This is a genomic window from Nocardioides pantholopis (genome assembly GCF_003710085.1).
GTDB lineage: Bacteria > Actinomycetota > Actinomycetes > Propionibacteriales > Nocardioidaceae > Nocardioides > Nocardioides pantholopis.
Genome location: NZ_CP033324.1, coordinates 371,767 through 397,448, shown reverse-complemented (window position 1 = coordinate 397,448; position 25,682 = coordinate 371,767). Strand labels below are relative to the sequence as shown.

General features: G+C 74.4%; 26 protein-coding genes. 8 read left to right on the top strand and 18 right to left on the bottom strand.

Annotated elements, in window-relative coordinates; translation table 11 throughout:
• Positions 1–91: 91 nt before the first annotated feature.
• A complete protein-coding gene (locus EBO35_RS01815; RefSeq protein ID WP_164477759.1) occupies positions 92–1,375 on the top strand; it encodes a glycosyltransferase family 4 protein in 1,284 nt (427 codons plus the stop codon).
• A gap of 39 nt (positions 1,376–1,414) precedes the next feature.
• Here the strand turns inward: EBO35_RS01815 and proC are convergent, their stop codons facing one another.
• Genes proC through EBO35_RS01795 form a run of 4 tightly spaced genes read right to left on the bottom strand, consistent with a single transcriptional unit; the run spans position 1,415 to position 4,963 of the window.
• Complete coding sequence (proC, locus tag EBO35_RS01810) at positions 1,415–2,218, bottom strand: pyrroline-5-carboxylate reductase (protein WP_122816211.1); 804 nt, start codon at positions 2,216–2,218, stop codon at positions 1,415–1,417.
• Between the two features lie 15 nt (positions 2,219–2,233).
• On the bottom strand, positions 2,234–3,169 hold the full coding sequence (locus EBO35_RS01805) for a proline dehydrogenase family protein (RefSeq protein WP_241153811.1): 936 nt from the start codon (positions 3,167–3,169) through the stop codon (positions 2,234–2,236).
• A gap of 10 nt (positions 3,170–3,179) precedes the next feature.
• Positions 3,180–4,505 (bottom strand): cytosine permease, encoded by a 1,326-nt coding sequence (gene codB, locus EBO35_RS01800; protein ID WP_122816210.1) that lies wholly within the window; start codon positions 4,503–4,505, stop codon positions 3,180–3,182.
• Positions 4,502–4,963, bottom strand: a complete 462-nt coding sequence (locus EBO35_RS01795; RefSeq protein ID WP_122816209.1) for a nucleoside deaminase — start codon at positions 4,961–4,963, stop codon at positions 4,502–4,504. The genes codB and EBO35_RS01795 overlap by 4 nt, the downstream gene beginning before the upstream one ends.
• Before the next feature lie 131 nt (positions 4,964–5,094).
• Between EBO35_RS01795 and EBO35_RS01790 the strand changes: the two genes are divergently transcribed.
• Complete coding sequence (locus tag EBO35_RS01790) at positions 5,095–6,627, top strand: helix-turn-helix domain-containing protein (protein WP_122816208.1); 1,533 nt, start codon at positions 5,095–5,097, stop codon at positions 6,625–6,627.
• Between the two features lie 9 nt (positions 6,628–6,636).
• Here EBO35_RS01790 and EBO35_RS01785 read toward each other — a convergent pair whose 3' ends face one another.
• Genes EBO35_RS01785 through EBO35_RS01770 form a run of 4 tightly spaced genes read right to left on the bottom strand, consistent with a single transcriptional unit; the run spans position 6,637 to position 9,887 of the window.
• A complete protein-coding gene (locus EBO35_RS01785; protein WP_122816207.1) occupies positions 6,637–7,374 on the bottom strand; it encodes an ABC transporter permease in 738 nt (245 codons plus the stop codon).
• Positions 7,371–8,075, bottom strand: coding sequence for an ABC transporter ATP-binding protein (locus EBO35_RS01780; RefSeq protein ID WP_122816206.1), 705 nt, complete (start codon positions 8,073–8,075; stop codon positions 7,371–7,373). Before EBO35_RS01780 ends, EBO35_RS01785 begins: the two co-directional genes overlap by 4 nt.
• A gap of 28 nt (positions 8,076–8,103) precedes the next feature.
• Positions 8,104–8,904: a sugar phosphate isomerase/epimerase family protein gene (locus EBO35_RS01775; RefSeq protein WP_206422638.1), complete on the bottom strand. Its 801-nt coding sequence runs from the start codon at positions 8,902–8,904 to the stop codon at positions 8,104–8,106.
• Entirely contained in the window at positions 8,901–9,887 is a 987-nt protein-coding gene (locus EBO35_RS01770; RefSeq protein ID WP_122816204.1) for a Ppx/GppA phosphatase family protein, read from the bottom strand. The genes EBO35_RS01775 and EBO35_RS01770 overlap by 4 nt, the downstream gene beginning before the upstream one ends.
• A gap of 54 nt (positions 9,888–9,941) precedes the next feature.
• On the opposite strand from EBO35_RS01770, the gene EBO35_RS01765 reads away from it, so the two are divergent.
• The 3 genes from EBO35_RS01765 (at position 9,942) to EBO35_RS01755 (ending at position 12,150) form a co-directional block, all read left to right on the top strand.
• Complete coding sequence (locus EBO35_RS01765) at positions 9,942–10,727, top strand: hypothetical protein (protein WP_122816203.1); 786 nt, start codon at positions 9,942–9,944, stop codon at positions 10,725–10,727.
• Between the two features lie 83 nt (positions 10,728–10,810).
• Positions 10,811–11,449 (top strand): VOC family protein, encoded by a 639-nt coding sequence (locus EBO35_RS01760; protein WP_122816202.1) that lies wholly within the window; start codon positions 10,811–10,813, stop codon positions 11,447–11,449.
• Positions 11,450–11,553: 104 nt separating this feature from the next.
• Positions 11,554–12,150, top strand: a complete 597-nt coding sequence (locus EBO35_RS01755; RefSeq protein ID WP_241153810.1) for a class I SAM-dependent methyltransferase — start codon at positions 11,554–11,556, stop codon at positions 12,148–12,150.
• A gap of 6 nt (positions 12,151–12,156) precedes the next feature.
• On the opposite strand, the gene EBO35_RS01750 is transcribed toward EBO35_RS01755, so the two are convergent.
• Positions 12,157–13,188, bottom strand: coding sequence for a LacI family DNA-binding transcriptional regulator (locus tag EBO35_RS01750; protein WP_241153809.1), 1,032 nt, complete (start codon positions 13,186–13,188; stop codon positions 12,157–12,159).
• A 167-nt stretch (positions 13,189–13,355) separates the two neighbouring features.
• Between EBO35_RS01750 and radA the strand changes: the two genes are divergently transcribed.
• Together radA and disA are read left to right on the top strand one after the other, a co-directional pair.
• Positions 13,356–14,786: a DNA repair protein RadA gene (gene radA, locus EBO35_RS01745; protein ID WP_122816200.1), complete on the top strand. Its 1,431-nt coding sequence runs from the start codon at positions 13,356–13,358 to the stop codon at positions 14,784–14,786.
• Between the two features lie 41 nt (positions 14,787–14,827).
• Positions 14,828–15,916, top strand: coding sequence for a DNA integrity scanning diadenylate cyclase DisA (gene disA / locus EBO35_RS01740; protein WP_396954393.1), 1,089 nt, complete (start codon positions 14,828–14,830; stop codon positions 15,914–15,916).
• Positions 15,917–15,942: 26 nt separating this feature from the next.
• On the opposite strand, the gene EBO35_RS01735 is transcribed toward disA, so the two are convergent.
• Positions 15,943–16,761 (bottom strand): hypothetical protein, encoded by an 819-nt coding sequence (locus EBO35_RS01735; RefSeq protein ID WP_122816198.1) that lies wholly within the window; start codon positions 16,759–16,761, stop codon positions 15,943–15,945.
• Positions 16,762–16,853: 92 nt separating this feature from the next.
• On the opposite strand from EBO35_RS01735, the gene EBO35_RS01730 reads away from it, so the two are divergent.
• The gene (locus EBO35_RS01730; protein ID WP_122816197.1) at positions 16,854–17,720 is read left to right on the top strand and encodes an HhH-GPD family protein; all 867 of its coding nucleotides are present in this window, start codon (positions 16,854–16,856) and stop codon (positions 17,718–17,720) included.
• Here the strand turns inward: EBO35_RS01730 and EBO35_RS01725 are convergent.
• The 8 genes from EBO35_RS01725 to EBO35_RS01690 form a co-directional block, all read right to left on the bottom strand.
• Positions 17,705–18,847, bottom strand: coding sequence for a hypothetical protein (locus EBO35_RS01725; protein WP_122816196.1), 1,143 nt, complete (start codon positions 18,845–18,847; stop codon positions 17,705–17,707). The two genes, EBO35_RS01730 and EBO35_RS01725, sit on opposite strands and share 16 nt — an antisense overlap.
• Positions 18,848–18,942: 95 nt before the next feature.
• Positions 18,943–21,516, bottom strand: coding sequence for an ATP-dependent Clp protease ATP-binding subunit (locus EBO35_RS01720; protein ID WP_122816195.1), 2,574 nt, complete (start codon positions 21,514–21,516; stop codon positions 18,943–18,945).
• A gap of 204 nt (positions 21,517–21,720) precedes the next feature.
• Positions 21,721–22,065: a histone-like nucleoid-structuring protein Lsr2 gene (locus EBO35_RS01715; RefSeq protein ID WP_122816194.1), complete on the bottom strand. Its 345-nt coding sequence runs from the start codon at positions 22,063–22,065 to the stop codon at positions 21,721–21,723.
• A gap of 242 nt (positions 22,066–22,307) precedes the next feature.
• A complete protein-coding gene (locus tag EBO35_RS01710) occupies positions 22,308–23,078 on the bottom strand; it encodes a type III pantothenate kinase (RefSeq protein WP_122816193.1) in 771 nt (256 codons plus the stop codon).
• Positions 23,078–23,266 (bottom strand): hypothetical protein, encoded by a 189-nt coding sequence (locus EBO35_RS01705; RefSeq protein WP_396954392.1) that lies wholly within the window; start codon positions 23,264–23,266, stop codon positions 23,078–23,080. Before EBO35_RS01705 ends, EBO35_RS01710 begins: the two co-directional genes overlap by 1 nt.
• Before the next feature lie 15 nt (positions 23,267–23,281).
• Entirely contained in the window at positions 23,282–23,701 is a 420-nt protein-coding gene (panD, locus tag EBO35_RS01700) for an aspartate 1-decarboxylase (RefSeq protein WP_122816192.1), read from the bottom strand.
• Positions 23,701–24,645: a pantoate--beta-alanine ligase gene (gene panC, locus EBO35_RS01695; protein WP_122816191.1), complete on the bottom strand. Its 945-nt coding sequence runs from the start codon at positions 24,643–24,645 to the stop codon at positions 23,701–23,703. The genes panD and panC overlap by 1 nt, the downstream gene beginning before the upstream one ends.
• Entirely contained in the window at positions 24,642–25,559 is a 918-nt protein-coding gene (locus EBO35_RS01690) for a Rossmann-like and DUF2520 domain-containing protein (protein WP_241153808.1), read from the bottom strand. Before EBO35_RS01690 ends, panC begins: the two co-directional genes overlap by 4 nt.
• Positions 25,560–25,682: the final 123 nt, after the last annotated feature.

Sequence of the window (25,682 nt, the reverse complement as noted above, 5' to 3'; positions counted from 1 at the left end):
CCGTGGCGGCATGCTCACGTGCTGGCCGCCGCCGGCGCGGCGATCGGGTTGTCGTGACCCCAACCGGTCCCGGCGCGGCTACGCTCCTGCGGTGCCCGAGCCCACGGCTGCCGAACGCCGCCCCCTGCCGCCCGTCTGGCGACGCCGCGACCGGGCGCGCGCGCAACGGCGCCGCCGGGTCACGATCCTGGCCAAGAACGCCTACGGCACCGGGGGCATCCCGCGCACGATCTTCCTGGTCGCCAACGAGCTGGCGGCCCGCGGGCACGCGGTCGAGGTGCTCAGCGTCTACCGGCTGCGCCAGCGGCCCTACGTCGAGGTGCACCCGGACGTCCGGCTGAGCTTCCTGGTCGACCGGGCGGGCGAGACCCCGGCCGCACCGCTGCCCCGGCCGCGGCGCGACCCGGCGGCCACCGAGCGCGACCGGGAGCTCGACCGCCGGCCCAGTGAGCTCGCCGAGGGCATCGACGAGGTCCTCTCCGCACTCACCGACCGGCTGCTGCGCGAGCGGCTGAAGGCGCTGCCACCAGGCATCGTGCTGGCCACCCGCCCGGCGCTCGCCGTGGCCGCGGCGCGCTGGGCGCACCCGGACGCGCTGGTGGTCACCCAGGAGCACATGACCCACGTGCGCCGCCTCAGCCAGCTCAAGCGGGCGCTGCGCGAGGTCGGCGACCGACTCGACGCGTTCACGACGCTGACCATCGCCGACCTGGACCGCTGGCGCGCGGAGCTCGGGCCGACGCCGGCGCGGCTGGCGGTGATCCCGAACGCCACGCCGTTCGCGGTCACCGAGCCGGCGCCGCTCACCGCCCCGGTCATCATCAGCGCCGGCCGGCTGGCCACCCAGAAGGCGTTCGACCGCCTGGTCGAGGCGTTCGCGCCGGTCGCCGCCGCGCACCCGGACTGGGAGCTGCACATCTACGGCAGCGGGCCGGAGCGGCCGGTCATCGAGCGGCGCATCGCCGAGCTCGGTCTGGTCGGCCGGGCCCGGCTGATGGGGTTCACCGACGACATGGAGGGCCGGCTGCGGGAGGCCTCGGCGTACGCGATGTCGTCGCGCTACGAGGGCCTGCCGATGGTGCTCCTGGAGGCGATGAGCACCGGGCTCCCGCCGGTCAGCCTGGACTGCCCGGAGGGGCCGCGCCAGCTGATCGTGGACGGCGTCAACGGGCTGCTGGTCGGGCGCGAGGACATCGCGGGCCTCTCCCGGGCCCTGCTCCGCGTGGTCGAGGACCCCGCGCTGCGCCGGAGGCTCGGAGCGGAGGCGATGGAGACCGCCCGCGGCTACGGGCTGGCCGCCGTGGTCGACCAGTGGGAGGCGCTCTTCGACAACCTCGACGCCCGCCGCGGTCGCACCCGGATGCCGCGCGACTGAGGCCCGTGGACTGAGGGGCGGGACTGAGGGCCGGGGCGGCTAGCTGCCGGCGGCGAGCTCGCGGGACCGGTCCCGCGCGGCCTCCATGGCGGCGAGGAACGCCGCGCGCACCTTGTGGTCCTCCAGCTCCCGCAGCGCCGCCGCGGTGGTGCCGGCCGGCGAGGTCACCTGCTCGCGCAGGACCACGGGATGGGTGCCGGTCTCGCGCAGCATCTTCCCGGAGCCGACCATCGTCTGGATCGCCAGCTCGCTCGCCGTCGCCCGGGGCAGCCCGAGGTGGACACCCGCCTCGATCATCGACTCCACGACGAAGAACAGGTAGGCCGGGCCGGAGCCGGAGATCGCCGTGACCGCGTCCTGCTGCCGCTCGGGGATGCGCAGCACCTTGCCGACCGACGCCATCAGCGACTCGACCTCGGCGAGCTGCTCCTCGCTGCAGTGCGAGCCCGCCGAGACCGCGGACATCCCCTCGTCGACCAGGGCCGGGGTGTTCGGCATCACCCGGACCACGGCGACGCCGGCCGGGACCCGCGACTCGATGAAGGAGGTGGTGATGCCCGCCGCCAGCGAGGCCACCAGCTGGCCGGCCCGCAGCACCGGCGCGATCTCCTCGAGCACCACCGCCATGTCCTGGGGCTTGACCACGAGCACGACGGTGTCGGCCCGCGCGGCCGCGTCGGTGTTGGCGACCACTGACACGCCGTACCGCTCCTCGAGCTCGCGGGCGCGCTCGGCCCGCTTCTCCCCCACCAGCAGCTGGTCGACGCGGCGGCCGGCCCGGACCAGGCCCGACAACAGCGTCTCGCCCATGACGCCGGCTCCCAGGATCGCGGTCTGCGACATCGAGTTACCTACTTCTCACTTCTTTGACAGCAGCGACGAGACGAACAATGACAGGTTGCCCGGACGCTCGGCGAGTCTGCGCATCAGGTAGCCGTACCACTGGCCGCCGTACGGCACGTAGACCCGCACCGACTCCCCGGCGGCGCTGAGCCGGCGCTGCTCCTCGGGCCGGACGCCGTAGAGCATCTGGAACTCATAGCTCCCCCGGGGCCGGCCGTTGCGGCTGGCGAGCACCAGCGCGATCTCGACCAGGCGCGGGTCGTGGGTGGCCACCATCGGGTGCCCCTGCCCGTTCATCAGGACCTTCAGGCAGCGCACGAACGACTTGTCGATCTCGAGGCGGTCGGTGAACGCGACCTCCTCGGACTCGGCGTAGGCGCCCTTGCACAGCCGCACCCGGGAGCCCTCGTAGGCGAGCGCGCGGCAGTCGGCCTCGGTGCGGTGCAGGTAGGCCTGGAGCACCGCCCCGGTCTCGGGGAAGTCCTTGCGCAGCTCGCGCAGGATCCCCAGGGTCGCGTCGGTGGTGGTGTGCTCCTCCATGTCGATGGTGACAGTGGTGCCGGCGTTGCGGGCGGCGCGACAGATGATGCGGGCGTTCTCCAGCGCGATCCCCGGCCCGTCGTCCGGCAGCGCCAGCCCGACCGCGGTGAGCTTCACCGAGACCTCGGCCCGGTGGTGCAGGCCGCGCTCGGAGAGCCGCCGCAGCAGCTCGACGTACGCCGCGACCGTGGCGTCGGCCTGCCCGCGGTCCCGGGTGTCCTCACCGAGGAAGTCGAGGCTGACCCCGAGCCCGTCGGTGCTGAGCGCCGCCGCCGCGGCCACGGCGTCCTCCACCCCCTCGCCCGGCACGTAGCCCGCCACCATCCGCGAGGCGACCGGGAGCGTCTCGGCCAGACGCTTGACCCGGTCGCTGCGGGCGAGGAGGAGGATCGGCTGTCTCAGCAGGGACATGTGGCCGAGATTACGTCCCCGTGGTTGCCCTCCGACCGGAACCTGCCGAGCCGGCCCGGTCCCGGCGGGACCGGTCCAGGGCCACGGTGGCGAGCACCGCGACCACGATCCCGATCAGCGGCGGGACGCCGATCTCGGCCGCCTTGGAGCCCCAGGCCGCGAGGCTGCCCAGGGCGTAGGCGGCCAGGTTGCGCAGGTCGAACGCGGTCGTGGCCTGTCCCTCCGGGATGCCCCGGCGCCAGCGCAGGAACCAGTCAGCGATGATCACGCCGCCCAGGGGCGGGATGAAGGTGCCGAGCAGGCCCAGGTAGTCGACCAGGTGGTTCTGCACCCCGGTCAGCGCCAGCAGCGTGCCCAGCACCGAGCCGCCGACCACGAACGGCGTCTTGCGCGGCCGCTCGAACAGCTCGGCGCCCGCGACCCCGAAGGCGTAGGCGGTGTCGGCGTTGGACTTCCACAGGTTGCCGAAGAGCAGGAACACGCCCCACCCGACCAGGCCGAGGTTGTAGAGCACCAGCACGAAGTCGCCCTCGCCGAAGGTGATCGCGCCGATCGCCCCGAACAGGATCATCAGCCCGTTGCCGATCAGGAACCCGATCAGGCAGGCCCAGACGGCCTGGCTCCCGGTGCGCCCGAAGCGGGTCCAGTTCGGTGCCTGGGTGCCCGCGGAGACGAAGGTCCCGACCACCGTGGTGATCGCGACCGGGATCGCCATCGTCGCGGTCGGCTCCACGTCCAGCAGCCCGGACAGGCCGTCGACCTCGTCCAGGGAGCGGATCACGACCCACACCGCGAGGACCAGGATCAGCGGGGTGGAGACCGCCGAGACCCAGTACATCCCGCGGTAGCCGTAGCAGGCGGTGGCGCACATCAGGATGCTGGTCGCCACCATGATCGCGGCCTTGGCGCCGTAGGACTCCCAGCCGGCGGCCTCGGCGGTGAGGTCGCCGATGGTGCCGACGATGACGCCGTACCAGCCGATCTGGGTGCCGCCGAGCAGCAGCGAGGCGAGCTTGGAGCCGCCGTGGCCGAAGCTGTAGCGGGCCATCACGACGGTGGTCAGGCCGGTGCGCGCCCCGACGTACCCGAGCAGCGCGACGTAGGTCCCGAGGATCAGCGAGCCGGCCAGGATCACCAGCAGCAGGTCGCCGAAGGCGAACGCCGGGCCGAGCGCGGCGCCCGCCAGCATCGTCGGCGTGAAGACCGTGAAGCCGAGCAGCACCACGGCCAGCGAGAGGAACGACTTGCGGGCGTGCAGCGGGACCGGGGTGACCGGGTAGTCCGGGTCGACCGGCGCCGCCTCCTCGACCGGGCCGGCGCCGGTGCGGGCGCTCATCCCTCCTCCCCGATGTCCTCGGCCCACAGCTGCGGCCGCTCGGCGAGCATCCGCTCCATCAGCGCGACGCACTCGGCGTCGTCGACGACGTCGACCCGCACGCCGCGGCTGCGCAGCCAGTCCTCGGACGCCCGGAAGGAGCGGTTCTCACCGACCACGATCCGCGGGATGTCGTAGAGCACGGCGGTGCCGGCGCACATGAAGCACGGCGAGAGCGTCGTGTAGAGCACGCTCTCGCGGTAGACCCGGGCCGGCTGGCGGCCGGCGTTGTCGATGCAGTCGGTCTCGCCGTGGCGGATCGGGCTGCCGAGCTGGATGCGGCGGTTGCGGCCGACCGCGAGCACGCTCCCGTCGTGGACCAGCGCGGCGCCGATCGGGACGCCGCCCTCGTCCCAGCCGATCCGGGCCTGCTCGATCGCGAGACCGAGGAAGCGCCGGTCGTCGTCGTGGTCGGTCATGGGTCCTCCTGGGGACGTGGGACGGCGGACCCCCACCCGACCAGAGGCCCGGAAGACCCGGCAAGGGACGTTTCGCCCCTTTCAGGCATCGTGATGCTTGACACTTCGTCCTACGCCGACAGGATGGGCGCGTGCTGCCCAGCCTGCGCGAGGTGCTCGCCCTGCCCTCCTTCCGCGCCTCCGCCCCCGACCTGCTGGTCGGCGACCCGGACGCGGTGACCGTGCGCTGGGTGCACTCCTCCGAGGTCTACGAGATGGGCGGGCTGCTCGCCGGCGGCGAGCTCCTGCTGACCACCGGGCTCGGCCTGCACGGGCGCACCGTCGACCAGCTCACGGCGTACGTCGACGAGCTGGTCGACGCCGGGTGCTCGGCCCTCGGCCTGGAGCTGGGCCGCTCGTTCTTCGAGATCCCCGGCGAGCTGGTCCGGGCCGCGGAGCGCCGCGGCCTGGCGCTGCTGGCGTTCCACGCGGTGGTGCCGTTCGAGCGGATGATCGAGGACTTCCACGACCTGCTGATCCGGCGGCGCCCGGACGCCCCGCGCGCCGCCGAGCGGATCTGGCAGGAGCTGCTCGCGCCGGTCGTGCACGGGCAGGGCATGACCGCGCTGCTGGACGCCGCCGCCCGGCTGGCGGGCTGCCCGGCGGAGCTCCTGGACGTGGAGGGCAACCTGGTCGAGCGCAGTCGGGTGGCGGTGGCCGCCGCCGGTCCCGAGCGGATGTCGGCGCAGGTCCGCGGGCCCGCCGGCCCCGCCGGGCAGGTCGTGCTCCGCGGCCGGCCGGGCTCGCGGCGCGCCGCCGTCCTGCAGCGCGCCGCTGTCGCCGCCGCGCTGGAGCTGGGCCGCCACCCCGGCGAGGGTCGCCGGCCGTCGCTGGCGCAGGCGGTCGTGACCGACCTGGTGGCCGGCACGGTGGCCTCCGGGCAGGACCTGCGGGACCGGCTGGCCGCGGCCGGCTGGACCCTGTCCACGGACCACCACCTGCTCGTGGCCGCGCTCGACGTCGACCCCCGGATCCCCGCCCACGAGCTGGTCGCGCCGCTGCGCGAGGCGCTGGTGGGCGCCGAGCTCGGACCGGCAGTGGTCGGGGCCGCCGGCCGCCAGGTCGTCGCACTGTGCCAGGGCTGGAACCGGCCGCTCCCCCAGCGGGTCCGCGGCGCCTTCACCGCGGCGTACGGCGCGCTGGGCGCGCATGCGGGCGGGGCCCGGGTGCTGGCCGTGGCGGCCCCGGTCGCCGACCCCGCCGACGCGGCCCCGGCGGTGGCGCAGGCCCGCGAGGTGGTCCAGCTCGCCCGCCGCCTCGGCACCCGGTCGGGGGTGGTCCTGGCCCGCGACCTCGGGGTGCCCCGGCTGCTCGCCGCGGGCGCCGACGCCACCGCGACCGCGACGTTCGTGGCCGAGCAGCTCGGCCCGCTGCTGGGCTACGACACCGCCGCGTCGGCCGACCTGGTGCGGACCCTGGACGCCTTCGTCGTCCACGGCGGCAGCAAGGCCCGGACCGCGGCGGCGCTGGGGATCCGCCGCCAGTCGCTCTACGCCCGGCTGGAGCGGATCGAGCGGCTGCTCGGGGTCTCCCTGGACGATGCCGCCCAGCAGACCTGCCTCGCCGTGGCGCTGACCGCCTGGCGGCTGCGCGCGGGCCTGGACCCGCAGACCGCGTTCCGCTGACGCCGCGCTTCAGGGAGTACGCCGCGGCAGGGTCGCCGCCCCGAGGCCGAGACAGGCGACCGCGAAGGCCGCCACGACCGCGAGGTCCCGCCAGACCTCGCCCGTCGAGGTGGAGCCGGTCAGCTGGATCATCGCGTCGGTCGCGTAGGACAGCGGCAGCGCGTCGCTGATCGCTGCCAGCGCGCCCGGCAGCCCCTCGCGCGGGACCAGCAGCCCGCACAGCAGGATCTGCGGGATCACGACGGCCGGCATGAACTGCACGGCCTGGAACTCGGTGCGCGCGAAGGCGCTCACGAACAGCCCGAGCGCGGTGCCGAGCACGGCGTCGGTGACGGCGACCACGACCAGCAGCCAGACCGGCCCGACCAGGTCCAGGCCCAGCAGGGTCGTGCTGACCAGGACCGCGAGGCCCGACTGCACGGTCGCGACCAACCCGAAGGCGAGGGCGTAGCCCAGCAGCAGGTCCAGCTTGCCCATCGGCATCGTCAGCAGCCGTTCCAGCGTCCCGCTGGTCCGCTCGCGCAGGGTGGTCACGCTGGTCACCAGGAACATCACCGTGAACGGGAAGATGGCGAGCAGGGGCGGCCCGATCCGGTCGAAGGTGGCCGGGTCCGCGGCGTCGTACATCCACCACAGCAGGGTGATCAGCAGGCACGGCACCAGCAGCAACAGCGCCAGCGTCCGGTGGTCGCGGCGCAGCTGGCGCAGCACCCGGGCCGCGACCGCCAGCGTCGTGCGGGGCGTCATGACGCCACCAGCGCCAGGAACGCGCCCTCCACGTCGGCGGCCCCGGTCCGGACCTTGATCGCCGCGGGCGTCCCGTCAGCGAGGATCCGGCCCTCGCGCATCAGCAGCAGCCGGTCGCAGCGCTCGGCCTCGTCCATGACATGGCTGGAGACGACCACCGCGGTGCCCCGGTCCGCCAGCCGGTGGAACAGGGCCCACAGGTCGCGGCGCAGCACGGGGTCCAGGCCGACGGTGGGCTCGTCGAGCACCAGCAGCGCCGGCTCGCCGAGCAGGGCGACGGCCAGGCTGGCCCGGGACCGCTGGCCCCCGGACAGGGTGCCCACCACCTGGTCGCGGTGGTCCTCGAGGTCGACGGCCGCCAGTGCCGTGTCGACCCGGTCGGCGGCGACGCCGAGCACCCGCGCGAAGAAGCGCAGGTTCTCGGCGACGGTGAGGTCGTCGTACACGCTCGCGGCCTGGGTGACGTAGCCGACCCGGCTGCGCAGCGCCGTGCTGCCGGCCGGCTCGCCGAGCACGGCGACCGTGCCGCCGGCCACCTTCTGCACCCCCACCAGGCAGCGCATCAGCGTGGACTTCCCGCAGCCCGACGGCCCGAGCAGCCCGGTCACGCCGCCGCCGATGGTCAGGTCGAGGCCGTCGAGCACGGCCCGGCCACCGCGCACGACCCGGAGGCCGGTGATCTCCACGGCAGTTTTCGTCATGTCGGATTATGCGCCCCCGCAGGCGCGCTCAGGGAGTGCCGACCGCCAGGTGCCGGCGGGCGAAGTCCAGGGACTCGCGCAGGTCGCGCTCGCGCTCCTGCGGGGTCGAGCACCGACGGGTGTTGATCTCCACGACCACCTCGCCGCCGAAGCCCTCGGCAGCCAGGTGCCTCAGGAACTCGGCGGCACCGGCGGTGCCGCGGCCCGGCACGAGGTGCTCGTCGCGGGCCGACCCGGTGCCGTCGGTGAGGTGCACGTGGCGCAGCCGCGGGCCCAGCCGGCGCGCCATCGCGACCGGGTCGTCTGCGGCGATCGCCGCGTGCGAGAGGTCGATGGTGGTGTTGGCGTACGGCTCCTCGGACGGGTCGCGGCCGGGCACGTACATCTCGACCCCGCGCCGCTGGGAGGCCCGCCAGGGATACATGTTCTCGACCGCGAACGCGATCCCGGTGGACTCCTCGAGCGCGGCGATGCCGGTCACGAAGTCCCGGGCGTAGTCCTTCTGCCAGCGGAACGGCGGGTGCACGACGACCACCTCGGCCCCGACCACCGCCGCCATCTCCGCGGAGCGCTCCAGCTTGCCCCACGGCTCGGTGCCCCAGACCCGCTGGGTGAACAGCAGGCAGGGCGCGTGCACCGCGGAGACCGGGACGCCGTGGTGGTCGGAGAGCTGCCGGACCGCCGCGGTCTGCTGGGAGAGCGCGTCCATGCCGACCATCACCTCGACCGCGTCGTAGCCGAGCGCCGCGGCGTACCCGAAGGCGTGGGCGGAGGACTCGGGATAGACCGAGGAGGTCGACAGGCCGATCCGGTTGGCGGGGCGGGTCACCGGTCGTCCAGGATGCTCAGCCGGTCGATGCGCTCCAGGATCACGCCCTCGCGCAGCGCCCAGGGGCAGATCTCGAGGGCCGGCAGGTCGAAGACGTCCATGCAGGCCTCGGCGACCAGCGCGCCCGGCACGATCTGGTGGGCCCGCCCCGGGGAGACTCCGGGCAGCCGGGCGAGGTCGTCGAGGGGCATCGCGCTCAGCTTCGGGATCCAGGCCTGCAGCTCGGCGAGCGGCAGGGTCCGCGGAACCAGCGAGCCCTGGGCCGACGGTGCCGCCCCGCAGATGCGGGCCAGGGAGCGGAACGTCTTCGAGGTCGCGGCCGCCCGGTCCGGGCGCCCGCCGCGCAGCAGGTGGCCGGCGTCGCGGGCGATCTCGGCCCGGATCCGCCGCCGGCCCTCCCGCAGCGTGTCCTCGTCCATGGGTCCCCCGACTTTGCCCCCCGCCGGGCCCCCGGCCGCGGGGCCGAACCAGGTCCGGGCCAGCCGGGCCGCGCCCAGCGGCAGCGACCAGGCGACGTCGGGCGCCTCGTCCCGGCCGGCGGCGATCTCCAGGGAGCCGCCGCCGATGTCGAAGACCGCGAGCCGGCCCGCGGACCAGCCGAACCAGCGACGCACCGCCAGGAAGGTCAGCCGCGCCTCGGCGTCCCCGGGCAGCACGAGGATCTCGACCCCGGTGCGCTCCCGGACGTGGTCCAGCACCGCGTCGGCGTTGGCGGAGTCGCGCACCGCGGACGTCGCGAAGGCCAGCAGCTCCTCGCAGCCCTTGTCCTCGGCGACGGTCCGGGCCTCGGCGGTGAACGCGGTCAGCGCGTCGATGCCCTCGCGGGAGACCGCCCCGTCGTCGGGGCCGCCCTGGACCAGCATCTCGGCCAGCCGCAGCGGCTGCTTGTGCGAGGAGGTCGGCAGCGGGGCCGCGCCACCGTGCGCGTCGACCACGAGCAGGTGCCCGGTGTTCGAGCCGATGTCCAGGACGCCCAGCCGCATGCCTCCAACCTACTCGGCCCTACCCGGCCCGGTTCTGCACCGTAGGCTGGCGGGGTGCCTGAGGTCGACCTGGTGTTCCCCCGTGCGTGGGTCGAGTTCGCGAACCCCGACGACGACGCCGAGATGATGCGCTGCGACCTCACCTGGCTGACCTCGTCCTACACCTGCATCTTCGGCCAGGGCTGTCCGGGCATCTACGCCGACGCCCCCGACGTCGGGTGCTGCACGCTCGGCGCGCACTTCGCCGGCGCCGAGGACGAGCAGCGGGTCGCGGCGTACGTCGGGATGCTCGACCACGACCTGTGGCAGCTGCGGCCCGAGGGCGAGGTCCGCACCGAGGACTGGGTCGAGACCGACGACGAGGGCGAGCGCAAGACCCGGGTCGTCGAGGTCGACGGCCAGCAGGCCTGCGTGTTCCACAACCGCACCGACTTCGCCCCCGCCTCGGGCGGCGGCGGCGCCGGCTGCGCGCTGCACGCCTTGGCCTACGTCATCGGCAAGGACCCCGTCGAGACCAAGCCCGACGTGTGCTGGCAGCTGCCGATCCGGCGCACCTTCCGCGACGTCGAGCGCACCGACGGCAGCACCTACACCGAGGTCTCGATCGGGGAGTACGACCGGCGCGGCTGGGGCCCGGGCGGCCATGACCTGGACTGGTACTGCTCGGGGAACACCGAGGCCCATGTCGCGGTGGAGCCGGTCTACCTCACCCACGCCGCCGAGCTGACCGCGCTGATGGGCGCCGCGGCGTACGCCGAGCTGGTCCGGCACTGCGAGGCGCACGTGCGCTCCCGGTCCCTGCTGGCGCTGCACCCGGCCGACCCGCCCCACCGTTCCTGAGCGGGCTCTTTACTTTTCTCTCGACGTCAAGAGACCCGACCCCACTGTCGAAAGCCCCCGACGACTCGCCCACAATTCTGGGCATGCGCCTGGACCACCTCTCGTACGCCGCCGGCCCCGACGGCCTGGCGGGCACCGCGCAGCGCATCGGCGCGCTGCTCGGCAAGGAGTTCGTCGACGGCGGGATGCACCCCCGCTTCGGCACCCGCAACATGATCCTGCCGCTGGCCGGCCGGACCTACCTCGAGATCGTCGAGGCCCTCGACCACCCGGCGTCCGACAAGGCGCCCTTCGGCCAGGCGGTCCGGGCCCGCTCCGCGCTCGGCGGGGGATGGCTCGGCTGGGTCGTCGCGGTCGCCGACATCACCGTCCTCGAGCAGCGGCTGGGCCGGCACGCGGCGGACGGCAACCGGCACCTGCCCGACGGCGGCGAGCTGCGCTGGAAGCAGATCGGCATCAACGGGCTGATCGCCGACCCGCAGGTGCCGTACTTCATCGAGTGGGACGCCAACACCGGGCCGCACCCGAGCACCGGCGCCTCGCCGCTGTGGTCGCTGCACTCCCTGGAGATCGCCGGCGACCCGCAGCGGGTCAGCGAGTGGCTCGGCGAGACCGTCGACGCGCCGCTGGAGGACGTCAAGGTCGAGTGGGTGGCCCCGCACGGCACCCCTGGCGTGGTCGCCGTGCAGGTGCAGACCCCGAACGGGCTGGTCCGGATCTGAGCATCCCGACCGGGGCCCGCCCCAGCCCGAACATCTGGCACCACACCGCCACCTACGAGATCGAGAACCGGGCCGTCGACCCGGAGGGCGTCCTCGAGGCGGCGATGCTCGCCCGGCTCGGCCGGGCCGGCTGGACCGGCCGCACGGTGCTCGACCTCGGCTGCGGCACCGGCTTCCACCTGCCGCGCTTCGCCGAGGACGCCGGGTCGGTCCTCGGCGTCGAGCCGCACCCGGACCTGGTGGTGATCGCCCGACGGCGCACCCGCCGGCTGCGCAACGTCGCCGTGCACCAGGGCACCGCGCAGGCGCTGCCGCTGCCGGACCGCTCGGTCGACGTCGTGCACGCCCGCTGGGCCTACTTCTTCGGGCCGGGGTGCGAGCCCGGCCTGGCCGAGCTCGAGCGCGTCGTACGCCGCGGCGGGACGGCGTTCGTGATCGACAACGACCCGACCCGCTCCACGTTCGGCGGCTGGTTCCGCCGCGGCTACCCGGAGGTCGACCCGGTCGCGGTCGAGCGGTTCTGGTCGGCCCGCGGCTGGCGGCGCACCCCGCTGGACGTGCGGTGGTCGTTCTCCTCGCGCGAGGACCTGGCCGCGGTGGTCCGCATCGAGCTGCCTGCACCGGTCGCCGAGGCGGTGCTGGCCGAGCACGCCGGCACCGAGGTGGACTATGCAGTCAACCTCTGGTCCCGGGAGTTCTGAGCCGGCTCAGCTCGAGCCGCGCACCGCGAGGGTCGGGGCCAGCAGCACGCTCTCGCCGGCGGCGGCCGGACGGGCGAGCAGGCCCTCGAGGGCCCGGACCACGTGCACGGCCACCTCCTCCAGCGGCTGGCGCACGGAGGTGAGCCCGGGCGGGACGACCTGGGCGACCTGGGAGTCGTCGAAGCCGACCACCGCGACGTCCCGGCCGGGGGCCAGGCCCTGCGCGGCGAGCGTGTGCAGGACGCCCATCGCGAGGGTGTCGGAGGCGCACACGAACGCCGAGGGCCGCGACTGCGCGAGCAGCGCCGCGGCCGCCTCCTGGCCGGAGCCGACGGTGTCCTCCACGCGCGAGGCGAGCCCCGCGGTCGGCAGGCCACGGGCCCGCATCGCCCGGCTCCACCCCGCCCGGCGGTCCTCGCCGATGAACGAGTCCTTGCGCCACCCGATCCACGCGACCCGCTCGTGGCCGCGGTCGAGCAGGTGGGTGGTGGCCAGCTCGCACCCGGCGGCGCCGTCGACGTCGACCCAGGGATGGCCCGCAGCCGGATCGTCCCAGGGCCGTCCGAAGGCGACGAACGGCGCGCGGCGGCTGCGCAGCCAGGCGGCCTGCGGGTTGCCCAGGTAGGTGTCGGTGACGACGAACGCGTCGACGGCGGTGGAGCGCAGCAGGTCGTCGTACCCGGAGAGCGGGTCCTCGGGCGCGCCGGCGAAGAGCAGCACGTGGTAGCCGGCATCGCGGGAGGTCTCGACCAGGGAGTGCACGAACCGGTCCATGGTGGCGTTGGCCGTGCCCTCCTGGGCCGGCGTGATCCGCAGCCCGATCAGGTGCGAGGCGCGGGTGCGCAGGTTCCGCGCCGCCCGGTTGGGCAGGTAGCCGAGCTCGGCGATGGCCTGCTGGACCCGGTGCAGGGTGTCGGCACGCAGCAGGTCGGGGTTGTTGACGGCGTTCGAGACGGTCTGCCGCGAGACCCCGGCGCGCTCAGCCACGTCGGCGAGCGTCGGCGGCGCGGCCGGCACCCGGCCCGGACGTCTGTGCACGCCGTTCCTCCCACCCCCGCGCTGCCCGGGTTGATCGTTCCAATCGGCTCCGGCCAGCATAGTGAGGACGGCCGCCGCTGGCCCGCCGTCGGCGCGCGCCGGGCCCGGAAGCACCCGCCGGGGTGGGGAGCCCGCCGGTGTCGGCGCGATCGCCTAGCGTCTGGCCCATGTCGAAGACCGCCCGGCCCGCCCGCCCCGCCTACCGCTGCACCGAGTGCGGCTGGGAGGCGGCGAAGTGGGTCGGCCGCTGCGGGGAGTGCCAGGCCTGGGGCTCGGTCGCCGAGGCCGCCGCGCCGAGCGGCCGCTCCGCCGCCGGCCCGGTGACCACGCCGGCGGTGCCCATCGGCCAGGTCTCGGTCGCGGAGTCGGCGTTCCGGAGCAGCGGCGTGCCCGAGCTCGACCGGGTGCTGGGCGGCGGCCTGGTGCCCGGCGCCGCGATCCTGCTCGCCGGCGAGCCCGGCGTCGGCAAGAGCACCCTCCTGCTCGAGGTCGCCGCGCAGACCGCCCGCTACCAGCGCCGGACCCTCTACGTCACCGGCGAGGAGTCCGCCTCGCAGGTGCGGCTGCGCGCCGACCGCACCGGCGGCGTGCACGACCAGCTCTACCTCGCCGCCGAGACCGACCTGGGCGCGGTGCTCACCCACATCGAGGAGGTCCGCCCGGAGCTGATCGTCGTCGACTCGGTGCAGACCATCGGCGCCTCCGGGATCGACGGCGTCCCCGGCGGCGTCACCCAGGTCAAGGAGGTCGCGGCCGCGCTGATCCGGGTGGCCAAGACCCGCAACATCACCACGGTCCTGGTCGGCCACGTCACCAAGGACGGCTCGATCGCCGGGCCGCGGGTCCTCGAGCACCTCGTCGACGTGGTCCTGCACTTCGAGGGCGACCGCAACTCCCGGTTCCGGATGGTGCGGGCGATGAAGAACCGCTTCGGCCCGGTGGACGAGGTCGGCTGCTTCGACCTCGGTCCCGAGGGGATCACCGCGGTCACCGACCCGACCGGCCTGTTCGTCGAGACCCACCACGCCCGGGTCCCGGGCACCTGCGTGGCGGTCACCATGGAGGGGCGCCGCCCGATGCTCGCGGAGGTCCAGGCCCTGGTCACCCACTCCGCGCTGGAACGGCCCCGGCGCACCACCTCGGGGCTGGACTCCTCACGCGTCGCGATGGTGCTCGCGGTGCTCCAGCAGCACTGCGGGGTGCGCCTGCACCAGAAGGACGTCTTCGCCTCGACCGTCGGCGGCGCCCGGCTCGGGGAGCCCGCCAGCGACCTCGGGGTCGCGGTCGCGCTCGCCTCGGCGCACTTCGGCGCCTCCCCGCCCCACCGGACCGTGGCCATGGGTGAGATCGGCCTGGCCGGCGAGCTGCGCCGGGTCCGCGACCTGCCGCAGCGGCTGGCCGAGGCGGCGCGGCTCGGCTTCGCGCTGGCCGTGGTCCCGAGCGAGCCGCGCGACCGGGTCCCGGGCGGTCGGCGGCCGGCGCCGCGCACCGTCGACGGGATGCGCGTGGTCGAGGTGGCCGACCTCGAGGGGGCGCTGCGGGTGCTGGGGCTCGCCGGGGACCAGAACGCGCCGCTGCCGCCGGGCCCGGGATACTAGAATCGCCAGGCGGCGCCTGCCGCGGGAACGAAAGGGAACCCATTCTCGTGGCCACGGACCGCTCCGAGGACGTGCTCCGCCTTCGGGCGACGCTGGCGTCCATCGCCCCCGGCACCGCCATGCGCGACGGACTGGAGCGCATCCTCCGGGGGCGCACCGGCGCGCTGATCGTGCTCGGCTACGACCGGACCGTCGAGTCGATCTCCACCGGCGGCTTCACCCTCGAGGTGCCGTTCACCGCGACCGGGCTGCGCGAGCTGGCGAAGATGGACGGCGGCATCATCGTCGACAAGGACCTCACCCGGATCATCAAGGCCGCGGTGCACCTGATGCCCGACCACACGATCCCCTCCGAGGAGACCGGCACCCGGCACCGCACCGCCGACCGGGTGGCGCGCCAGACCGGCTTCCCGGTCATCTCGGTCTCGCAGTCGATGCAGATCATCGCGGCGTACGTCGGCGAGACCCGCCACGTCCTGGAGGGCTCCGGCCAGATCCTGTCCCGGGCCAACCAGGCCCTGGCGACCCTGGAGCGCTACAAGATGCGCCTCGACGAGGTCTCCAGCACCCTCTCCGCCCTGGAGATCGAGGACCTGGTCACGGTCCGCGACGTCGCGGTGGTCGCCCAGCGCCTGGAGATGGTCACCCGGATCGCCCGCGAGATCGAGGACTACGTCCTCGAGCTCGGCACCGACGGCCGGCTGCTCTCCCTCCAGCTCGAGGAGCTGATCACCGGGGTCGACGCCGAGCGCGAGCTGGTGATCCGCGACTACCTCCCCTCCGGGCGGCGGGCCCGGAGCCCCGAGGACCTGCTGCGCCAGCTCGAGGGGCTCTCCCCGACCGAGCTGGTCGACCCGGCCTCCGCGGCGCGGGTGCTCGGCCTCGGCAACGGCGAGCACCTCGACGGCGCGGTGGCGCCCCGGGGCTACCGGCTGCTGGCCAAGGTCCCCCGGCTTCCGAGCTCGGTGGTCGACCGGCTGGTCGAGCACTTCGGCACCCTGCAGAAGCTGCTCTCGGCCGGCATCGACGACCTCCAGGCCGTCGAGGGCGTCGGCGAGCTGCGGGCCCGCAGCGTGCGCGAGGGGCTGTCCCGGCTGGCCGAGTCCACGATCCTCGAGCGCTACGTCTGAGCCGGTCCGCCGGGGGCGAGGCCGGGTCAGGGCTCGACGGCGCCGGAGGGCGACTGACCCAGCGGCTCGTCCACCGGGGCGCTGGGCTGCCGGCCCGGCTTCGTCCCGCGGCCGGCCTTCGGGTCCTGCTTCGGCTTAGCGGTCCTGGTCACCGTCGGCGCGGTCGGGGCGACCAGCTGGAACTGGACCTTCGCCGGCTCGCCGGTCAGCGCGGCCGCGGCCACGTGGTAGTAGCCGGGCATCGCGTAGTCGGTCTGGCGCGAGCAGTCCTCGTCGGAGCGGCGCGCGGTCCAGGCCAGCGTGACCCGGGTGCTCTCCGCCTTGCGGACCACGACGTCCTGGGAGGGCACGGCGCGCGGGCAGTCCTGGGTCGACCAGATGTCGTCGCGACCCGATGTCACCTTGAGCGTCAGCGTCCGCGGGGACACCCGCCAGGTGCAGGCCTCGGCCGTGATCGTGCGCAGGTCGAGGTCGATCGTGACGCCACCCCGGGGGCCGGCCACCGCGGTCGGGACCGACGGCGTCACCGCGACGTCCCGGTCCGCGCAGGGCCCGCTCGGCGGGGCCGGCGGGGTGCTCGTCGGCGGGCTGGCGGGGGTGGTCGGCGCGGCGGCGCTCGGGGTCCGGCCGTCGGTGGCGCCTGCGGTCGGCGAGGCGCTGCCCGAGCTGCTCGTCGGCGCCCCGGCGAGCACGGCGGCACCGCCCTCGTCCGAGGAGCCGTCGCTGCCGCCGGTGAGCAGCCGGGCCAGCCCCACCACGAGCGCGACAGCGAGCCCCAGCACGATCAGGCGGCGGCGCCAGTAGACCCGGGCGGGCAGCGGCCCACGGGGACTCAGCGACGTCATGAGGGTCACGCTAGCCAGCGCGGGCCGTCCGGTTCCGGTGCCACTCCGAGGCGGCGGGCACCGATCGGCGGGCACCGGTCAGAATGGTCGCGATGAGCGAGCTCCACGACCGGGTCCTGGCCTGGTACGACGTCAACGCCCGGGAGCTGCCGTGGCGCTCCGCGCAGGCCAGCCCCTGGTCGGTCATGGTCTCGGAGTTCATGCTCCAGCAGACGCCCGTCAGCCGGGTGCTGCCCGTCCACGAGCAGTGGCTCGAGCGCTGGCCCACCCCGGCCGACCTGGCGGCCGAGCCCGCCGGCGAGGCGGTCCGGGCCTGGGGACGCCTGGGCTACCCCCGCCGGGCGCTGCGCCTGCACGCCGCCGCGGCCGCGATCGTGGAGCGGTTCGGCGGTGCGGTCCCGGCCGAGTACGCCGACCTGCGCTCGCTGCCCGGGGTCGGGGACTACACCGCCGCCGCGATCGCCACCTTCGCCCACGGGCGACGCCACGTCGTGCTCGACACCAACGTGCGCCGGGTCCTCGCCCGCACCCTGGGCGGCGTGGAGCTGCCCGCCCTCAGCGTGACCCGGGCGGAGCGCGACGCCGCGGCCGCCGTCCTGCCCGACGACGAGCCGACCGCGGCGACCTGGTCGGTCGCGGTCATGGAGCTGGGCGCCCTGGTGTGCACCGCGGCCCGGCCGCGCTGCGCGGCCTGTCCGGTCGAGGACCTCTGCGCCTGGCGAGCCGCCGGCCACCCGGCGTACGACGGGCCGCCGCGCAAGGCGCAGGCCTGGGCCGGCACCGACCGGCAGTGCCGCGGCCGGCTCCTGGCGGTGCTGCGCGAGTCCGAGGGTCCGGTGCACCGGACCCGCCTGGACGCCGTCTGGGCCGAGGACGGCCAGCGCACCCGGTGCCTGGCGAGCCTCGTCGAGGACGGCCTGGTCGCCGTGGCCGGTCCCGAGAGCTACGCCCTGCCCTGACCGACCCGCCGGCGCAGCCGCGCCAGCAGGCCCGCCAGGCCGGCCAGGCGGTCCCCGGGCTCGGCGGCCGCGTCCAGCCGGGCCCGCTGCCGGGCGCGGCGCTCGTCGGTCTCGGCGACCCGGTCCACGAGCAGGGCGGCCAGCGCCTCCTCGGCCGCCTCGAGCAGCTCGCCGTCCGTGACCGGCTCCGCGTCCTGCGCCGCGAACGAGGCGGGGTCCGGGCGCAGGTCGGCCAGGTCGCCGACCACGTCGTAGCCCCGGTCACGGACCGCGGCCACGACCTCGTCGGCCCGCTCGACGCACCAGGACTGCCAGGCGGCCGGCATCCGGGCGGGCCGGCCGGTCTGGGCGGCGAGGACCTGCTGGGCGAAGTAGCGCTTCCCGACGTCGCCGTAGCGGTCGCGGCGCCGCGCGGCGTCGGGCAGCCGGCCGTTGACCCGGGCCAGCAGCTCGGCCTGGACCCGGCCGATCGAGTGGTTGAACGTGGCGCCCTCGGAGAGTCCCGCCGGGTCCACGCCGAGCAGGCCGAAGAACCGCTCCGCGAGCACCCCGGGCGGGGCGCCGCGCTGCGGCACGGTCACCAGGTGCACCCGCTCGGGCGGCAGCCCGCCAGCCCAGCGGTCCAGCACGTCGAGGACGTCCTGGGACCGGCGGAAGCGGCGGGCGCCGGGACCGGCGCCGCGGACCACGGCGTCGACGTACCGGTCGAACGGGATCGAGCCGCGGGCCTGCACCGACTGCTGCCACGCGGAGGGCACCTGCCGGGCGAGGTCGCGCACGGTGAGCACCAGGTGGACCTCGTGGCCCGCCAGCGCCGCCCGCATCCGGTCCGCCTGCTCGCGGGTCGCCACCGACAGCGACTCCTCGCTCACCAGCGCCGCCCGGGCACCGGCGGCACGGACCTGGCCGGGGAGCCGGTCCAGCGCGCCCCGCACCCGCGCGGGGTCCGCCTCGGGGTCGTAGCGGTCCCGCACGTCCAGCATCAGGTCGAACATCTCGCGCTGCGAGCCGGGCACCAGGGCGAGCCCCTGGGCGGCGAGCGCCTCGCGGGACGCCCACGCCACGCCCTGCAGGTAGGAGGTGCCGGTCTTCTTCAGGCCGACGTGCAGGTAGATCGGGGTGGCCACCGCGCCATTAAAGCCCAGCCGCACGCACGAGGGGGGACCGCCCTGCGGCGGTCCCCCCTCGTGCGGCGCTCAGCGGGTCGGCGACCCGCGTCGGCTCAGTCGTTCTCGGCGCGCGGGACGTCGATCGGCCCCTCGGAGTCGTCCGGGCCTTCGGTCGTCGCCTCGCCGATCGCCACCGTCTCGAGCGGCGGCAGGTCGGGCAGCTCGCCGACCTTCTGGCCGTGGAAGGTGAACGACGCGGTCGGGCCCTCGCCCTCGACGTCGACCAGCACGATCATGCCGGGGCCGATCTCGCCGAAGAGCATCTTCTCGGCCATCACGTCCTCGATCTCGCGCTGGATCGTGCGACGCAGCGGCCGGGCACCGAGCACCGGGTCGAAGCCGCGCTCCGCCAGGAGGTTCTTGGCCGCCTGGGTCAGCTCGAGCTTCATGTCCCGGTCGCGCAGCCGGATCTCCACCGTGGCGATCATGTTGTCGACCATCGCCACGATCTGCTCCTGCGAGAGCGGCGGGAACACGATGACCTCGTCGACGCGGTTGAGGAACTCGGGCCGGAAGTGCTGCTTGAGCTCGTCGGAGACCTTCGCCTTCATCCGGTCGTAGGAGCCGGGACCGCCCAGCCCCTGCCCGAAGCCGAGGTTGACGCCCTTGGCGATGTCGCGGGTGCCGAGGTTGGTGGTCATGATGATGACGGTGTTCTTGAAGTCCACCACCCGGCCCTGCGAGTCGGTCAGGCGACCTTCCTCGAGGATCTGCAGCAGGCTGTTGAAGATGTCCGGGTGGGCCTTCTCGACCTCGTCGAAGAGCACCACCGAGAACGGCTTGCGGCGCACCTTCTCGGTGAGCTGGCCGCCCTCCTCGTAGCCGACGTAGCCGGGGGGCGAGCCGAAGAGCCGCGAGACCGTGTGCTTCTCGCCGAACTCGCTCATGTCGAGCTGGATCAGCGCGTCCTCGTCGCCGAAGAGGAACTCGGCGAGGGTCTTCGACAGCCACGTCTTGCCGACGCCCGAGGGGCCGGCGAAGATGAACGACCCGCCGGGACGCTTCGGGTCCTTCAGCCCGGCGCGGGTACGCCGGATCGCGCGGGAGAGCGCCTTGACGGCCTCGTCCTGGCCGATCACCCGACGGTGCAGCTCGTCCTCCATCTTGAGCAGCCGCGTGGACTCCTCCTCGGAGAGCTTGACGATCGGGATGCCGGTCGCGACCGCGAGGACCTCGGCGATGAGCTCCTCGTCGACCTCGGCCACCTCGTCCATGTCGCCGGCGCGCCACTGCTTCTCGCGGTCGGACTTCTTCGCGATCAGCTGCTTCTCCTCGTCGCGGAGGCGGGCAGCGGCCTCGAAGTCCTGGCCGTCGATGGCGGCCTCCTTGCGCTGGCGCACGTCGTCGATCTTGTCGTCGAACTCGCGCAGGTCGGCGGGGGCCGTCATCCGGCGGATCCGCAGCCGGGAGCCGGCCTCGTCGATCAGGTCGATCGCCTTGTCCGGCAGGAAGCGGTCGGAGATGTAGCGGTCGGCGAGGGTCGCGGCCGAGACCAGCGCCTCGTCGGTGATCGTGACGCGGTGGTGCGCCTCGTAGCGGTCGCGCAGCCCCTTGAGCATCTCGATGGTGTGCGCGATGGACGGCTCGGCGACCTGGATCGGCTGGAAGCGGCGCTCCAGCGCGGCGTCCTTCTCGAGGTACTTGCGGTACTCGTCGAGCGTGGTCGCACCGATGGTCTGCAGCTCGCCGCGGGCCAGCATCGGCTTGAGGATGCTGGCGGCGTCGATCGCGCCCTCGGCCGCGCCCGCACCGACGAGGGTGTGGATCTCGTCGATGAACAGCACGATGTCGCCGCGGGTGCGGATCTCCTTGAGGACCTTCTTCAGCCGCTCCTCGAAGTCACCGCGGTAGCGGGAGCCGGCGACCAGCGCGCCGAGGTCGAGGGTGTAGATCTGCTTGTCCTTCAGCGTCTCGGGCACGTTGCCCTTGACGATGTCCTGGGCCAGGCCCTCGACGATCGTGGTCTTGCCGACGCCGGGCTCGCCGATCAGCACCGGGTTGTTCTTCGTGCGCCGCGAGAGGATCTGCATGACCCGCTCGATCTCCTGGTCACGGCCGATGACCGGGTCCAGCTTGCCCTCGCGGGCGTCCTGGGTCAGGTTGCGGCCGAACTGGTCGAGGACCAGCGAGGAGGACGGCGCGTCGCCGGAGGCGCCGGTGGCGGCAGCCGACTGCGAGGACTCCTTGCCCTGGAAGCCGGAGAGCAGCTGGATCACCTGCTGGCGGACCCGGTTCAGGTCGGCGCCGAGCTTCTGCAGCACCTGGGCGGCGACGCCCTCGCCCTCGCGGATCAGGCCGAGCAGGATGTGCTCGGTCCCGATGTAGCTGTGGCCGAGCTGCAGCGCCTCGCGCAGGGACAGCTCGAGAACCTTCTTCGCACGCGGCGTGAAGGGGATGTGGCCGCTCGGGGCCTGCTGGCCCTGGCCGATGATCTCCTCGACCTGGGCACGCACGGCCTCGAGCGAGATGTCGAGGCTCTCGAGCGCCTTGGCCGCGACGCCCTCGCCCTCGTGGATCAGACCGAGCAGGATGTGCTCGGTGCCGATGTAGTTGTGGGAGAGCATGCGGGCCTCTTCCTGGGCCAGCACGACAACTCGTCGGGCTCGGTCGGTGAACCGCTCGAACATGCGTATCGCTCCTGAACTTCGGGTCCTCCCGGCCTGGGCAGCGCGGGTGGTGTTGGTAGAACTAACCCCGCTGACAGCCTACGCGTTCCCACCCGGGCGGCCACGGGCATCCGCTGTGAGCGAACACGGACCCCGCCCGGTCGCGGCGCCTCGGCCGCGGGACCCGCCCCACCCCGGGGTGGGGCGGGCCCGTCGCCGGTGCCTCTAGTGCGCGGCCTCGTACGCCTCGCGGACCTCCGCGGAGACCCGGCCGCGGTCGGGGACGTCGTGGCCGTTGGCCCGGGCCCAGTCGCGGATCTCGCGGGCGCTCGGCCCACCGGCGGGCGCGCTCGCCGCGGAGCGTCGGCCGGAGCCGCTGCCACGACGGGGAGTCGAGCCGACCTTGCGGGCGTGGCCGACGTACGGCGCGAGGAGGTCGCGCAGGGCGGCGGCATTCTTGTCGTTGAGGTCGATCTCGTACGAGGTCCCGTCGAGACCGAAGGTGACGGTCTCGTTCGCCTCGCCGCCGTCGATGTCGTCTTCGAGAACGATGTGGATCTTCTGCACCATGGTTCCTCACTCAGAGTCTGAATGCATTTCCCGTTGCGGGCCGGGAATGCGCCAATTCTCTGATCATGGCACGGCGGCTTCCCCACCGCCATTTCTTACCGGACAAACCTCGAAAATAGGTGAGGAATGTCGCTGCGCCTTTCCTGCCCCACGCGGCCGCACCCCGCCGGGCGGCACCGGGTGTGGTGCGGTTTTCTCGACATTTGCCAGGGCAACCAATTCGACCGCCGGAGTGCTCTCGGTCAGCAGTTGCGCCCGAAGACCATTTCCAGTCCGAGGAGGGTGAGCCACGGGGAATGGTCGGTGAATACCGAGCACTCGCCGGTGACCAGCGGCGCGAGGTAGCCGGTGGCGACGACGTGCACCGACTCCGCGGGCACGCCGAGCTCGGCGACCATCCGGGTCACGATTCCCTCGACCTGGCTGGCGACGCCGAAGAGCAGCCCGGACTGGAGCGCCTCCACGGTGTTCTTCGCTATCACCGCCCGCGGCCGCTGGATCTCGACCTTGCGCAGCTGCGCGCCCCGGTCGCCCAGGGCCTCGAGCGAGAGCTCGATGCCGGGGGCGATCGCCCCGCCGACGTACTGGCCGGCGGCGCTCACCACGTCGAAGGTCGTGGCGGTCCCGCCGAAGTCCACGACGATGGCCGGGCCGCCGTACAGCGTGGCGGCCGCGAGCGCGTTGACGATCCGGTCCGAGCCGACCTCGCGCGGGTTGTCCATGAGGACCGGGACGCCGGTGCGGACCCCGGGCTCCACGACCACGCAGGTCACGTCCGGGAAGTGCTCGGCGAGCATCGCCCGCCACTCGTGCAGCACCGCGGGCACGGTCGCGCACACGGCGATCCCGTCGACCTCCTCCAGCCGCGGGCCGAGGAGGCCGCGCAGCAGCACCGACCACTCGTCGGCGGTGCGCCGCTCGTCGGTCGCGACCCGCCAGTCGGCGGCGACCTCGCCGCCGGCGAGCAGGCCGAGGATCGTGTGGCTGTTGCCGATGTCGGTGGCGAGCAACATCACGGCTCCCGCAGGTCGAGGCCGAGGTCGAAGACCACGACCGAGTGAGTCAGCGCCCCGACCGAGATGAGGTCGACGCCGGTGGCGGCCACCGCGCGCGCCCGCTCCAGGGTCAGCCCGCCCGAGGCCTCCAGGGTCGCACGCCCGGCGGTGATCCGGACCGCCTCGGCCATCGGGGCCGGGTCCAGGTCGTCGAGGAGGTTCTACCGGTTCGCGGCGCGGTCGCCGCGGACCAGCCCGGAGCCGGCGATGGCCTCGGCGGGGTCGAAGCCGGTGGCCAGGATCTTGTTGTCGGCGTCGACGAAGACCACGTGCGGGCGGTGCTCGCGGGCCTCAGCGGTCTCCATCTGGCCGTAGCCGATGAGGATCACCAGGTCGCCGGGGTGCACCAGCCGGGCGGCCGCGCCGTTGATGCCGATGATTCCGGAGCCGCGCTCGCCGGCGATCGTGTAGGTCTCCAGCCGGGCACCGTTGGTGATGTCGACGATGTGGACGAGCTCGCCGGCCAGCAGGTCGGCGGCGTCGAGCAGGTCCTCGTCGACGGTGACCGAGCCGACGTAGTGCAGGTCCGCCTGGGTGACGGTGGCCCGGTGGATCTTGCTCTTCATCATGGTGCGCAGCATCAGCTGACTCCCTGGGTGTGGTTCGTGCCCGCCACGGACGTGGTCGAGCCGGGTCGTGCCCCGAGGTGGAGGGGCAGGTTGTCGATCAGCCGGGTGCTGCCCACGCGGGCGGCCACCAGGATCCGGGCCTCGATGCCCGGCGGGACCTCGGCCGGCAGCGGCTCGAGGTCGGGGGTGGTGATGATCAGGTAGTCGAGCTCGACCGCCTTGGCGCGGCGCAGCTCCGCGCGCGCCTCGTCGAGGGCCACGCCCGCGCCGAACCCGGCGTTCTGCTGCGCCGCGTGCAGTGCCCGGCTCAGCCACACGGCCTCGCCGCGCTCGGTCTCGCCGAGGTAGCGGTTGCGGCTGGAGCGGGCCAGCCCGTCGCTCTCGCGGACGGTCTCGGCGCCGACCACGTCGACGCCCAGGCACAGGTCCGCGACCATCCGCCGGACCAGCACCAGCTGCTGGTAGTCCTTCTGCCCGAACACCGCGACGTCGGGGCGCACCAGCCCGAAGAGCTTGGCGACGACTGTCAGCACGCCGCGGAAGTGCCCGGGGCGGGTCCGGCCCTCGAGGATGTCGGCCAACGGCCCGGGGTCGACCGTCACCGCTTCGCCCGCCGACCCGGCCGAGATCCCACCGGGGTAGACCTCCTCGGCCGCGGGCGCGAAGACCACGTCGACGCCCTCACGGGCGCACAGGTCGAGATCGGCCTCGAGGCTGCGCGGGTAGCGGTCCAGGTCCTCGCCCGGCCCGAACTGCAGGGGGTTGACGAAGATCGACACCACCACGGGGCCGGGGCCGACCTGCTCGCGGGCGGTCCGCATCAGGCTGGCGTGCCCGTCGTGCAGGGCGCCCATCGTCGGCACCAGCCCGACCCGGTGCCCCGCGGAGCGGGGGCCGGACAGCAGGCCGGCGAGCTCCTCGCGGGTCCGGGCGAGGAGCGGTCGGGTCGTCGTCACCGGTGCGCCTCCGCCCCGGGGGCGGCCGCGACGGCACGGTCGAGGACCGCTGTCAGCTTCCGGGCCCGGATCGGGAGCAGCCGTCCGTCGGTGACCGCCCGCGCCGCGGTGGCGCGGGCCAGCGCGACGTAGGAGGCGAGGGTCTGCGGCGCGTTCGCGGCGAGGTCGGCCAGGTGCGCCTCGACCGTCCCGACGTCGCCGCGCACGATCGGCCCGGTCAGCGCCGCGTCGCCCTGGGCGAGCGCGTTGTCGAGGGCGGCGCCGAGCAGCGGGCGTAGGGTCGCGGCGGGGTCGGTGGACCCGGCGGCGGCCAGCATCTCCATCGCCTCGCTCACCAGCGTGACCAGGTGGTTCGCGCCGTGGGCGAGCCCCGCGTGGTAGAGCGTGCGCATCTGCTCCGGCACCCAGGTGATGGTGCCGCCCAGGTCGGCGACCAGCGCCTCGGCGGCGGGGCGCTCCGCCTCGCCGGCGGTGAGGCCGAACGCGCAGCCGGAGAGCCGCTCCAGGTCAAGGGCGGTGCCGGTGAAGGTCATCGCCGGGTGCAGCGCCACGACCCGGGCGCCGGCCGCGGCGGCCGGGGCGAGCACGGCCAGACCGTGCCGGCCGGAGGTGTGCACGACGTACTGGCCGGGGCGCAGGGCGCCGCTGGCCGCGAGCGTCGCGGCGACGTTCGCCAGCATGTCGTCGGGGACCGTCAGCAGCAGCACGTCGCAGGCGCGGGCCACCGCCGTCGGCTTGGCGCGCTCCACCCCGGGCAGCAGGGCGGCGATCCGGGCGCGGGAGGCGTCGGACTCGCCGGCGGCCGCGACGACCGGGTGGCCCGCGGCGCGCAGGGCGGCCGCGAGCACCGCGCCCACGCGGCCGGCGCCGACGACGCCGATGGAGGCGCGGGGCTGGCCAGGCGAAACGGGCACGGCGGGGCCGTGCGAGGGGTGCGTCATGTCGAACCTTTCGTTCCAGTCCCTCCGACCACCCCGCGGTGCGGGGCCGGCTCGGGTACCGGACGTTGTGCTGACAGTGGTCCGACCGGCTGGCTT